Consider the following 12,776-nt stretch of genomic DNA (forward strand, 5'->3'; position numbering starts at 1 on the left):
TCTGCAAGTACGAAGAATTATTCATCGCCTGAAAATAAATCGAAGACGGTCAGTCAGGTGATACAAGGATTAAATAGATTAAATGGAAAGCCTTACGTTACAACCAATACAAAAAGTGAGTGGGGAAGTTAACCTACCTGGCTCTAAAAGTGTTTCTAACCGAGCGTTGCTACTTGCAGCGCTTTCAAGTGGTAAAACTCGCCTAACTAACCTTCTAGATAGTGACGATATTCGTCATATGCTGAATGCTTTAACTAAGCTAGGTGTTAGTTACCAACTGTCGGATGACAAAACGGTTTGTGAAGTTGAAGGTCTTGGCGGTGCGTTTGCGAGCCAAGAAGCGTTAGAACTGTTTCTTGGTAACGCTGGTACGGCGATGCGTCCACTTGCCGCAGCACTGTGTTTAGGTTCTGGTGAATACGTACTAACGGGTGAACCGCGCATGAAAGAGCGTCCGATTGGCCACCTGGTCACAGCACTTAGAGAAGCGGGCGCAAGCGTTGAATATCTTGAAAATGAAAACTACCCTCCGTTGAAAATTAAAGGTACGGGTTTGAAGAGCGGTACCGTATCAATTGACGGCTCGATCTCTAGCCAGTTCCTAACCGCTTTTTTGATGGCCGCTCCGTTAGCTGAAGGTGAAATCACCATCAAGATAGAAGGTGAATTGGTATCTAAACCTTACATTGACATTACTCTGCATATCATGAAGCAGTTCGGTGTTGATGTAATTAACAACGACTATCAAGAATTTGTTATCCCAACAGGCCAGCAATACGTTGCGCCTGGCGATTTCCTTGTCGAAGGTGATGCCTCATCTGCATCTTACTTCCTAGCAGCCGCTGCAATTAAAGGCGGTGAGATCAAGGTAACGGGTATTGGTAAAAACAGTATCCAAGGTGATATTCAATTTGCAGACGCGCTCGAGAAAATGGGTGCTGAGATTGAATGGGGCGACGATTACGTTATCTCTCGTGTTGGCCAGCTAAAAGGCATTGATATGGATTACAACCATATCCCTGATGCTGCGATGACAATTGCAACGACCGCGCTGTTTGCTGAAGGCACGACAGCAATCCGCAACGTATACAACTGGCGCGTAAAAGAGACAGATCGTCTTGCTGCAATGGCGACAGAACTACGTAAAGTCGGCGCGAAAGTGGAAGAGGGTGAGGACTACATCATTGTTCAGCCTGTTTCTGAGCTTAAACATGCGGCAATTGATACGTACGACGATCACCGCATGGCAATGTGTTTCTCTTTGGTTGCGCTGAGCGATACCCCAGTGACGATTAACGATCCTGGTTGTACGTCGAAGACTTTCCCAGACTACTTTGACAAGCTGAAAATGCTTAGCCAGTAGTACATTGGAAATCAAAAAAGCTTGCTCAAGGGCAAGCTTTTTATTTGGTAGTTTGGCGCCACTGAAGTCGATTTAACGCAAGTCAGTATTGCTGACAATCTCGCAGACTTCGCGTTTTTAAGTTGTCCCGACCTGAGCGTTATTGTTGCAGCGTAAACTCTTTGGAGAGGTGATGCGCTAGGTACTTGAACATATTGAACACCGCGGTGGTGTTTTCAGTAGGCAACCCATTGCTGTCCAAGAAATATTCGCCTTTGAAAACCAATACGTCATCTTTCTCTGTGACGCTATCTGCACGCATCCCCTCTATATAGTCAGCGTGAGATTGGATGACTTGGTTTGCGATAAGCAAAAGATCGAACTCTGTGATTACTTGTTTACTCATTGAGATTCTCTAATAACGATGGATAGATGGAGTTTAGAGCGACAGAGTAGAAATTCAATGACCTGACCCCAAGTCGAATAGGAGTTTTCGATTTTATGTTCGATATTTTGTGATTTATGACAAAAATAATTGAACAGGGCTCGCCATTGAAACATAGACGAGATTAGTATGACCTCGTTTATATAAGAAGCTTGAAAAACAGGCGTATTGAAGTACGGTTTGATTGTACTTTATTCTCAAATCCTATTGTGCCCCTTTTCTCAACTGAGTCGCTGAATTGTCGAGCGATCAGATCCAATTTTGAAAAAAGCGGTTGATCTTCTTTTAATCTCGCACAATAGTAAAAAAAGAAGCAATGAATTTAGAATATCATGCGTAAAAGCCCACAGTTGATTTGTTGGTGCTGAAGCATCGTGATTAAGGACGTTAGTGTCAATATGGGTAAATCGCTCGTTATAGTGGAGTCGCCAGCCAAGGCAAAAACTATCAATAAATATCTTGGCAAAGACTTTGTCGTTAAGTCGAGTGTAGGTCACGTACGTGACTTACCAACGGCGGGACAAAGCACAGGCAAGAAGGCGGCTGCTGTTTCAACAAAGGGTATGAGCCCAGAAGAGAAAGCTCGTATCAAGAAAGAAAAAGACCGCAAGGCACTCATCAAAAAGATGGGTATAAACCCATATAAAGATTGGGAAGCGAACTACCAGATTTTGCCAGGCAAAGAGAAAGTCGTGGCAGAACTGCAGAAGCTTGCTGAGAATGCAGACCATGTATATCTCGCAACCGATTTGGACCGCGAAGGAGAAGCTATCGCATGGCACCTTCGTGAGATCATCGGTGGCGATGAAGCGAGATATAAACGAGTAGTATTTAACGAGATCACCAAGAACGCGATTCAGCAAGCGTTCGAAACTCCGGGTGAGCTCAATATTGATGGCGTGAACGCTCAACAAGCGCGTCGATTCATGGACCGTGTTGTAGGTTTCATGGTATCGCCACTACTTTGGAAAAAAGTAGCACGTGGTCTTTCTGCAGGCCGTGTACAGTCGGTCGCCGTAAAGCTGCTGGTAGAGCGTGAGCGTGAGATCAATGCGTTCATTCCAGAAGAGTTCTGGGATATCCATGCTGATACGCAAACAGGCGACAAAACCGATTTCCGTCTTCAGGTCGCTCAGAAAGCAGGTGTTGCTTTTAAGCCTGAAAATGAAGAACAGACAAAAGCAGCACTGAGTATTCTTGAAAAAGCAGAATACGAAGTGTGCAAGCGTGAAGACCGCCCAACTAAGAGTAAACCTTCAGCACCTTACATTACTTCAACGCTACAACAAGCTGCGAGCACGCGCTTGGGCTATGGCGTTAAGAAAACAATGATGTTGGCTCAGCGACTCTATGAAGCGGGTTACATTACTTATATGCGTACTGACTCGACGAACTTGAGTTCAGAAGCTGTAGATATGGCGCGTGAGTACATTAATTCTGAATTTGGCGATAAGTATTTACCAGCTAAACCACTTGTTTACGGCAGCAAAGAGGGCGCACAAGAGGCGCACGAAGCAATCCGTCCATCAAGTGTTGATGTTAAGTCTGAAGACCTAAAAGGCGTTGATGCTGATGCTCACAAACTGTACTCATTGATCTGGAATCAATTCGTCGCGTGTCAAATGACGCCAGCACAATATGATTCAACAACAATCAGTGTCAAAGCAGACGAGTACACTCTGAAAGCTAAGGGTCGTATCCTTAAGTTTGATGGTTGGACTCGTGTACAACGCCCTATGGGTAAGAACGACGACACAATCCTGCCATCAGTTGAGCTAGGCGATAAGCTTAAACTTGTGACGCTTGATCCTAAGCAGCACTTTACTAAGCCACCTGCACGCTACACTGAAGCTGCTTTGGTTAAAGAGCTTGAAAAACGTGGTATTGGTCGTCCATCGACTTACGCATCCATCATCTCAACGATCCAAGATCGTGGTTACGTAAAGGTTGAGCAGCGTCGTTTCTACGCTGAAAAGATGGGGGAGATCGTTACAGACCGCCTCGACCAGAGCTTTAACGACCTGATGAACTATGACTTTACTGCTCGAATGGAGCAAAAGTTAGACCAAATCGCGGAAGGTGAAGCGAATTGGAAAGGTGTTCTGGATAACTTCTTTACTGACTTCACGGGTGACCTTGAAAAAGCGGATCTCGATGAGTCAGAGGGCGGCATGAAGCCGAACCATATCGTAGAGACTGATATTGAGTGTCCGACGTGTGGCCGTAACATGGGTATCCGTACTGCTTCTACCGGTGTATTCCTTGGCTGTTCAGGTTATGCACTGCCACCAAAAGAGCGTTGTAAGACAACGATTAACCTTGGTGACGAAGAAGGCATTATCAATGTGCTTGAAGAAGACGTTGAAACCGCTGCACTGCGAGCTAAGAAGCGCTGTCCTATTTGTGAAACAGCGATGGACGCTTACCTGATTGATGACAAGCGTAAGATGCACGTTTGTGGTAACAACCCGAACTGTGATGGTTATGTTGTAGAGCACGGTGAGTTCAAAGTAAAAGGCTACGATGGTCCTGTTGTTGAATGTGACAAGTGTGGTTCAGATATGGTTCTGAAAAACGGTCGCTTCGGTAAATACATGGACTGTACAAGCGACGATTGTAAGAACACGCGTAAGATTCTGAAAAACGGTGAGGTTGCGCCACCGAAAGAAGACCCTGTTCACTTCCCTGAGCTTCCATGTGAAAACTCAGATGCGTACTTTGTGCTGCGTGACGGTGCTTCTGGTCTATTTATGGCGGCAAGCAACTTCCCTAAATCTCGTGAAACACGTGCACCATTAGTGGAAGAACTGGTTCGCTTTAAAGACCGTATCTCGCCGAAGTTCCAATATCTGACGACAGCACCGGTTGCTGACCCAGATGGCAATCCAACCGTAGTTCGCTTTAGTCGTAAGACCAAAGAGAACTACGTACGTACAGAAGTAGATGGTAAGCCTTCGGGTTGGACTGCGCTGTTTATTGACGGAAAATGGGAAGTCACCGATAAGCGCAAAAAGCCAAAAGAGAAATAATTATCAAGAAAGCAGCCTAGTTTGGCTGCTTTTTTTTGTATTGAATATGCGAATTTTGTGCAACCCGATACAAAAATTGCCTCGAAGCTGAAAAATTATTTATTTTGGAATGTGAAATATACTGGAAAAGAAAGTATGATTTCTTTGCGAGCATTAACATTAATGTAACTGAATTAAAATATTGTAATTGGCAGATCACTATTTTGATGTAGAAGGCATGTGTTTTCATTGTTAATGTGATGTTTCTGAAAGTCTGTGTAATGTGAGCTGCTCTGAGACTTAGAAAAGCAATCGTTTCACACACCACAGAATGGCATCTTAAAAATTGAAATCGACGGAAAAGTCGATAACGTATATAAAACCAAGTGCAAAGCATAGTGCACATATAACAACGTTTGGCTTAGTATTTTGTCACTGAATATGAATGGATATGTACTAAGTGCCTAAAATAACAGTTGATACTTACCCCCATAGGCTTACCCCTAAACTAAGTACCAACATCGACAAGCTATAAGTATATGGAGAATAAAATGGCTGGTGTATTGGGAATGATTCTTGCTGGCGGTGAAGGCTCTCGCTTAAGACCTTTGACTGAATCTCGCAGCAAACCCTCGGTTCCATTCGGCGGAAGCTACCGCTTGATTGATTTTGCTTTAAATAACTTCGTAAATGCAGATCTTATGAAGATTTACGTTTTGACGCAGTTTAAATCGCAATCACTATTCCACCATATGAAAAAAGGATGGAATATCAGTGGGATAACAGATAGATTCATCGACCCAATCCCTGCGCAGATGCGTACGGGTAAGCGTTGGTATGAAGGTACAGCGGACGCAATTTACCAAAACCTCCGCTTCATGCAACTAGAAGAACCAGAGCAAGTTTGTATTTTTGGTTCTGACCATATCTATAAAATGGACATTAAGCAGATGCTTGATTTCCACAAAGAGAAGAAAGCGGCGTTGACGGTTTCTGCACTACGTATGCCTTTGGCTGACGCATCAGAGTTCGGTGTTATCGAGGTGGATGCGGAAGGGCGTATGATCGGCTTTGAAGAGAAGCCGGCGAATCCTAAGCCAATCCCTGGTGACCCTGATTCAGCACTCGTTTCAATGGGTAACTACGTCTTTGAAGCAGACGAGCTATTTGCTGAACTGGTAGAAGATGCCGATCGTGAAGGTTCTACTCACGATTTTGGTAAGGACATCATTCCAAATATGTTCCCGCGTGGTGACGTGTTTGTTTATGACTTTAGCACCAACCGTATTACTGGTGAAAAAGAGGAAGTGTACTGGCGTGACGTTGGTACGATTGACGCTTACTGGGAGGCACATATGGACCTGCTAGAAAAAGATGCGCCATTCTCTCTATATAACCGTAAATGGCCTCTTCACACTTACTACCCGCCACTACCGCCGGCAACCTTCACCGACTCTGCGAATGGACGAGTTCAGATCATTGATAGTTTGGTCTGTAACGGTAGTTATGTACGTGGCTCTCGCATCGAGAAGTGTGTACTTGGTTTCCGTAGTAATATTGCATCTGCTTGTGATATCAGCGAAAGTATCTTACTTGGCGACGTTAAAGTGGGTGAAGGCTGTGTCCTTCGTCGTGTCATCGTCGATAAAGATGCAGATATCGCACCGGGCACTCAAATCGGCGTGAATCTGAAAGAAGATAAAAAGCACTACCACGTTTCCGAAGATGGTGTGGTAGTCATCCCTAAAGGAGCAAGAGTTGGTTACTAAAACTCTCTCGGTACTTTTTGTAGCGTCTGAAGTTGAAGGTTTAATAAAAAGTGGTGGCTTGGCTGATGTAGCCAAGGCACTGCCTAAAGCGTTGCAAACACTCGAACAGGACGTTCGAGTGACCATCCCCGCATACAGCAAAATTCCAAACATTGAATCAGCAGAAGTGATTCTAACGACTGAGCTCGATCACTGGCCTCATACTGCTTATCAAGTTAAGAAATTAAGTGTTGAGGGCGTTCAAGTTTTTGGTATTGAATGTCCACAGTACTTTAACCGCGCCGAGATGTATGCTGAGCACAACCAGGCATACGCTGATAATGGTGAGCGATTTTCATTTTTCAGCGCCGCTTGTTTAGATATGCTGCCAAAGCTAGGTTTTCAACCTGATATTGTTCATGCCAACGATTGGCACACAGGCTTTGTTCCGTACTTACTCAAGTCTCGTTATCAAGATCATGATTTTTTTAAAGGGATGCGCAGTGTTATTTCGATACACAATGCTGTCTTTAAAGGTGTGTTTTCTTACGAGGAGCTGCAAAACCTACCGGAAATGCACAGTCGACATGTGCCTGAAGCCGCAGTCAGTGACACTCATGTCACAATGTTAAAGGCTGGTGTGATGTGCGCAGACAAGATCAATGCTGTTAGCCCAACGTACGCTGAAGAGCTCAAAACAGAGCTTGGAAGTCATGGCATGGCGCGAGAGTTCCAACAACGTTCTGATGACCTATTTGGTATTTTAAATGGTTGTGACTACGGTTCATGGAACCCTGAAACGGATGTGTATCTACCGCGCAAATATAAAGCGACGAAGCACAGTATGGTACAGGGAAAATCTGCCTGTAAGCAAAAGTTACAACAAGAAGTTGGTTTACCTGAGACTGATTGTGCTGTGTATGGCATGGTGTGTCGCTTAACCAATCAGAAGGGTGTCCACTATTTAATACCGATCATTGAAGAGTTTCTCAAAAATGAGCTGCAAATCGTGATTGTTGGTACTGGTGACCCTGTCTTGGCAAGTCAACTTAAAGAGCTTTCCGCGTTGCATTCAGAGAAGTTTTCGTTTGTTGAAGCTTACAACAATGAGTTGGCTCACTTAGTTGAAGCCGGTTCAGACTTTTTCTTAATGCCATCTGAATTTGAGCCTTGTGGTTTGAATCAGATATACAGCATGGCCTATGGCACATTGCCTATTGTTCGTTCGGTGGGTGGTTTGAAAGACAGTGTTAATCATTACGATGACAACCCAGAACAGGCAACCGGCTTCGCGTTCAAAGAGCCAACGCCTCAGGCTCTACTTTCTGTACTGCATCGCTCTCTGCTGCTTTATGCGCAAAAACCTGCAGAAGTTCGTCGAGTTCAGCTTTATGCAATGCAACAGAATTTTTGCTGGGAAGATGCCGCTAGATCTTATCTAGATATGTATCACACAGCATTTTAATTCGTTTATTTGCAAAGTAAGGTGTTCCATTGTGAACACCTTTATTTTTCCTGTCGCGTGAACAATCGCTCCGCCTAGTGCTTTAGGAGTAATTGTGGTCGAGCTATTCAGAACGTTGATAAGATGATTGACACTACCATCACTTAATCGGTTTAATAGCGTGCTATCATTACCGAGCACCTAACAGCGGTGTCCAAGCAAATAAGTAGAATTAAAGCGATAGGTATGTCTGAGAGTTTATTATTCCATAAAACATTCAATCACCCGACCAGTGATGAGTGGGTCGTTTTTGTCCACGGTGCTGGTGGGAGCTCGTCCATTTGGTTTAAGCAGATCAAAGCTTACAAACAGCACTTTAATTTGTTGTTGATTGACCTAAGAGGGCATGGCAAGTCTGACAATCTCTTAAAAGAGTTGATCAGCAACCGGTACACCTTTAAAGCGGTAACCCTCGATATTCTTAAAGTTCTCGATCACCTCAAGATCCGTTCGGCACATTTTGTCGGAATGTCTCTTGGAACCATTATCGTGCGAAATGTGGCTGAGTTGGCTGCAGAACGTGTGCGTTCGATGGTACTCGGTGGCGCTGTAACGCGTTTGAATACACGTTCTCAAGTTTTGGTTAAACTCGGAAACCTCAGTAAACATATTATTCCTTATATGTGGCTCTATAGCTTATTTGCTTACATTGTGATGCCGCAAAAGAGCCAGCGAGAGTCGAGACACCTTTTTATCCGTGAAGCGAAAAAGTTGTGTCAGAAAGAGTTTAAGCGCTGGTTTATTCTTACTGCTGATGTTAATCCGTTGATGCGTTACTTCAAAGAACGAGAGTTGCCTATACCAACTTTGTACCTGATGGGAGAGCGTGACTATATGTTCATTAAGCCCGTGAAAGAGATGGTAGCGGCTCATAAGTCGAGCGAGCTGGTGGAAATTGCTAACTGTGGTCACGTTTGTAACGTGGAGCAGCCAGAAGAGTTTAATCAGCGTTCAATCGCGTTTATTCAGAAGCAAATCAAATAGTGCGATTGTGATGGGGCATCCCTCACGACACCGAGCAAGATACAAAGACAGGAAGCTATGATGCTTCCTGTTTCTTTTTGGAGAATGAGCTTTTGGAGATTGGGCTTTTAAGCGCCTTTTGTTAACTCATGTTTCAGGGCAGGGTGAGCCACACTGCCAACATGAGCCAAATTGGGCTTCATTGATTTCATGACATTGGCTGCAACGCCACTCTTCATAGGTGATGGAGTCTTGTTGTTTCTTATAAGCGTTAATGAGGTTCAATGCCGCAGGCGCGTCAGAGGGCTCGTAGAGCCACACATATGGGTCTGTCTCCTCAGAGAAGGGGATTTCTCCTTTCAAACCAAACAACCCTTCTCCACGCACCTCACAGGCAATCTTTTCACTCTCTAGCAGCCCACAGATTATATGAGCCTCAGTTGGGTTTGCAGCACTGAAGATCTTCATCCACTTTCCTTGTCTATTCTACTATTGGTGCCGAACGAAGCTTACCCATAATCCATTTTGCGGCGATTGGGAACACCCCAAGTAGTGCAAAAGAGATGAGTACAGAAGGAGATACGATACCTGATAGAGATTCGATCTCTGCCAGTTGAGTACCTGCGTTTAAGTAAACGGCAGTGCCAGGAAGCATCCCTAACTGACTGGTTAAATAGTAACGTCCTACGGAGATAGGTGTTAAACCCATGAGTAAGTTAATTAAGAAAAATGGGAACACCGGAATTAAACGTAGAGAGAATAGGTAGAATGCCCCGTCTTTTTCTACACCTTGGTTAATGGTAGACAGCTTGTCACCAAATTTACTTTGTACCCAGTCTCGCAATAGAAAACGGCTGCTCAAAAACGCCAGTGTTGCACCTATAGTGCTTGCAAACGAGACGAGTAATAAACTGGTCCAGAAACCGAATAGAGCCGCACCGAGCAGCGTAACCACCGCAGCACCTGGAATTGAAAATGCAGTAATCATCACATAGAGAATGAAGTAAGTTGCTGCTGCTGCAACAAAATGACTCTCTATGTAATCGTTGAGAAGTGCTTGTTGAGCCTTGGCATTTTCAAGCGTTAAGTACTGGCCAAAGTTGACAGCCAGTATCACTATCGTGGCAACTAAAATTATGCCTAAAATCATTTTCTTACTCATGAGAGTGTCCCTAAATTTTTTGCTTGTAGTTAGTATAGTTAGACAGGAGTAGGAGAGATTAACTTTCAATAGAAAATAAAAAAAGCCACATTGATGTGGCTCAGATTGCTGACGAACCCCACTTTTTGAAGTGGGGTTCTCTTTTTCGAGCGGCCGTAGGCCGCGATCGCGATATTTTTTTATTATGCGAAGTTTGGAAGAGCCCAACACTTAAATTGGCATCTAGACGCCATAATTTGACGTATTTGGGACATATTTAGCCCTATTTTTTGTAAATAGCTCACCACCAAGGCTATCTTCTTGATGTTTTGAGCGGCAGCTGCCAACCAACATTGCATTTGCACTTTCGAGAGCCCGCGGAAGCGGGCATAACGGTGACCATGGTGCTGCTTAGCGTCGGCGAAGCTCCGCTCTACCGTCTCACTTCTTCGCCTATACGTCTTTTTCCATAAGGTGAGAGCCGCATTTGGTTGGCTCTATCCATCGCGTCCGTATAGATATGTCTTGTAATGACTTTCTTTATATTTTTACTTTGCGTACAGTCATCTCTCATTGGACAGAACGCACACTCTTTCGGGTCGGAGTGATACTCACGATACGCATCTCTAGACGTTGTTTTATAGATGAGCTCTTGACCGTTAGGGCAGCGGTAACTGTCTCGCTCTCCATTGTAGATGAAGTGCTTTTTCTTGAACGCATTCTTTGTTCTCGATGGTCTGCGATAACCGAACACGCCTAAGATATTTCGACGCTCTAATGACTCAGCGACTGGCGCAGTGAAGTAGCCCGCGTCGAGTCCAACGGCGATTGGATTAAGGTTAAATTGCTCTAGGGTATAGTCCAGACGCTTCACATAAGGTTGAGAGTCATTGATATTACCTGCTGTGACATGGGTATCTAAGATAATGCCATGCTGTCCATCCACTGTACGGTGGTCGAGATAGAAGAAGCCTTGGGGCTTATTATCTCGAGTCATGAAGCCACTTTCCGGGTCGGTAGTACTCGTTTTGGTGCTCTTAGTTTTAGGCTCAGCGGTACGTGACTTTAGAGGTTTCTTACCCTCTTTCTCTCGGTCTAGCGCGACATCTTCATCGAGCATATCAAGATAAGCACTGGCGCGAACCTTAGTCACTTTGTTCGTGTGCTTATTTTTGTTGGCATTGGCTTTTAGGTGCGTGCTGTCAGTAAATAGTTCTTGGCCTGCGACCAAACCTTTCGCCATTGCCTGCTCTACGATATTGATAAAGATACGCTCAAACACATCGGTACCATTAAAGCGGCGAATACGGTTTTGGCTGAGTGTCGATGCATGGATAACTTTCTCTGTCAGTGACATACGCAGGAACCATCGATAAGCGACATTGACTTCAATCTCTTTCACGAGTTGTCGCTCGCTTTTTTATTCCGAAGAGGTAACCAAGCAGGATGATTTTAAACAGGCGTACAGGGTCAACAGGTGGGCGACCGTTGTCTTTACAGTAGAGGTGAGCGACTTCATTACGGATAAACTCGAAGTCGATGGCTTTATCTATCTTACGAACTAAATGGTTCTGAGGAACGAGCTGTTCCATGGTGACCATTTCGAGTTCATATTGTTGAGGTGAAGGCTCTTGAAGCATAGTGAGATATCCATATTTCGATACCCCTATTAGATCAAAGGTCTAGCTTGAAAGCTAGACCTTTGTCAGCAGTCTGAGCCACATTGATGTGGCTTTTGACAATTAAGTGAGGTGGACTTAATTGATAGAGTTGATAAGCTCATCGCGTCGTTGTTGAGGTATGACCGACCAATGAGTACCGTTGATGGCACCTTCAAGTGCCCAAAGCAGCTCTAAGCTGACACTGGATGAGTGAGACTCTTTTATTGCTTTGTATGCATTAACAGAACCTGACTCATACAAGCTCTCGACGGTATCGATGCCCGCTTTTTTCAACATACGCTCTGTGGCAAGTCGAAGGTTGGGCAAATCTTTTAATCGTGTAGGCTTCGCTGATGATTGGATTTGCTTCTCTTTTTTGGCACAGTCAAGGGACGCTTTTGCCAGTTCGATAATACGTTCTTGAGTCTGCCAGAGATCTTCTGGAAGAGCAAAATACTTAGTAACGACTGGGAATCCGCGTTTTTTGTATACGTAAGGTTCGAAACCCTGTTGTTCAAATTTTGAAGTAGTATTTTTGTCAGCTCGAATGTGTAATTGATTGTTAACGACCAGTGCAAACATCGTGTCGTCGGCAAATAGGCCAAAACCGCCAAACATTGAGCGTGACTTAATCTTTCCAAGTGGCTCAAATAACTTCATTGAGTCCTTGAGTATCGGTTTATCCATATTGTTTATCTCGGTGTATTTGAATTACGCCACCAAATAAGCAGGTCCGAGAGATTAGCAAAATGTCGCAATAAAATTGTCAATAAGCCGTAAATTACTACTAAAGGTAGGAAATACTGCATTTTGCCATCGGTAACCCCGCTACCATACCAATAATGGGTTAGGCCGGAGGCTTTGCGTCTCACCCTTTCAAGTGATTTGCCCTGTGCGTGACTGTATAACGAAGAATAAAGTTTTTTGTTGAATGAGGTTCACACTTGTTATTCCAAAATGTGAT

Annotated in this window: 9 protein-coding genes, 1 pseudogene and 1 riboswitch; of the genes and pseudogenes, 5 read left to right on the top strand and 5 right to left on the bottom strand. The window is 44.2% G+C overall.

All coding sequences use genetic code 11. The features are described from left to right. The first annotated feature begins 82 nt into the window (after positions 1 to 82). A complete protein-coding gene (gene aroA, locus AC6I7V_RS05030; RefSeq protein ID WP_498011459.1) occupies positions 83 to 1,363 on the top strand; it encodes a 3-phosphoshikimate 1-carboxyvinyltransferase in 1,281 nt (426 codons plus the stop codon). A gap of 139 nt (positions 1,364 to 1,502) precedes the next feature. Here the strand turns inward: aroA and AC6I7V_RS05035 are convergent, their stop codons facing one another. After that, positions 1,503 to 1,748 carry a YciN family protein gene (locus tag AC6I7V_RS05035; protein WP_150871813.1) on the bottom strand — a complete coding sequence of 82 codons (246 nt, stop codon included), beginning with the start codon at positions 1,746 to 1,748 and terminating at the stop codon, positions 1,503 to 1,505. A gap of 437 nt (positions 1,749 to 2,185) precedes the next feature. Between AC6I7V_RS05035 and topA the strand changes: the two genes are divergently transcribed. The 4 genes from topA (at position 2,186) to AC6I7V_RS05055 (ending at position 9,031) form a co-directional block, all read left to right on the top strand. Further along, positions 2,186 to 4,816, top strand: coding sequence for a type I DNA topoisomerase (gene topA, locus AC6I7V_RS05040; protein ID WP_255231007.1), 2,631 nt, complete (start codon positions 2,186 to 2,188; stop codon positions 4,814 to 4,816). Between the two features lie 530 nt (positions 4,817 to 5,346). After that, entirely contained in the window at positions 5,347 to 6,564 is a 1,218-nt protein-coding gene (glgC, locus tag AC6I7V_RS05045; RefSeq protein ID WP_498011460.1) for a glucose-1-phosphate adenylyltransferase, read from the top strand. Beyond that, positions 6,554 to 8,008 carry a glycogen synthase GlgA gene (gene glgA / locus AC6I7V_RS05050; protein ID WP_255231005.1) on the top strand — a complete coding sequence of 485 codons (1,455 nt, stop codon included), beginning with the start codon at positions 6,554 to 6,556 and terminating at the stop codon, positions 8,006 to 8,008. The genes glgC and glgA overlap by 11 nt, the downstream gene beginning before the upstream one ends. Before the next feature lie 225 nt (positions 8,009 to 8,233). Then, positions 8,234 to 9,031: an alpha/beta fold hydrolase gene (locus AC6I7V_RS05055; RefSeq protein ID WP_255231004.1), complete on the top strand. Its 798-nt coding sequence runs from the start codon at positions 8,234 to 8,236 to the stop codon at positions 9,029 to 9,031. Positions 9,032 to 9,157: 126 nt separating this feature from the next. Here AC6I7V_RS05055 and AC6I7V_RS05060 read toward each other — a convergent pair whose 3' ends face one another. From AC6I7V_RS05060 to AC6I7V_RS05075, 4 genes and pseudogenes are all read right to left on the bottom strand, one after another. Beyond that, complete coding sequence (locus AC6I7V_RS05060) at positions 9,158 to 9,478, bottom strand: putative signal transducing protein (protein WP_498011461.1); 321 nt, start codon at positions 9,476 to 9,478, stop codon at positions 9,158 to 9,160. 13 nt (positions 9,479 to 9,491) lie between these two features. After that, complete coding sequence (locus tag AC6I7V_RS05065; RefSeq protein WP_255231002.1) at positions 9,492 to 10,172, bottom strand: TVP38/TMEM64 family protein; 681 nt, start codon at positions 10,170 to 10,172, stop codon at positions 9,492 to 9,494. Positions 10,173 to 10,354: 182 nt separating this feature from the next. Next, positions 10,355 to 11,791 (bottom strand): annotated as a pseudogene (locus tag AC6I7V_RS05070) (IS1182 family transposase). Positions 11,792 to 11,908: 117 nt separating this feature from the next. Continuing rightward, on the bottom strand, positions 11,909 to 12,499 hold the full coding sequence (locus tag AC6I7V_RS05075) for a TfoX/Sxy family DNA transformation protein (protein ID WP_498011462.1): 591 nt from the start codon (positions 12,497 to 12,499) through the stop codon (positions 11,909 to 11,911). Positions 12,500 to 12,627: 128 nt separating this feature from the next. Beyond that, a riboswitch (cyclic di-GMP riboswitch) is annotated at positions 12,628 to 12,712 on the bottom strand. Positions 12,713 to 12,776 lie beyond the last annotated feature (64 nt).

This window comes from Vibrio sp. KUL70 (assembly GCF_059725515.1).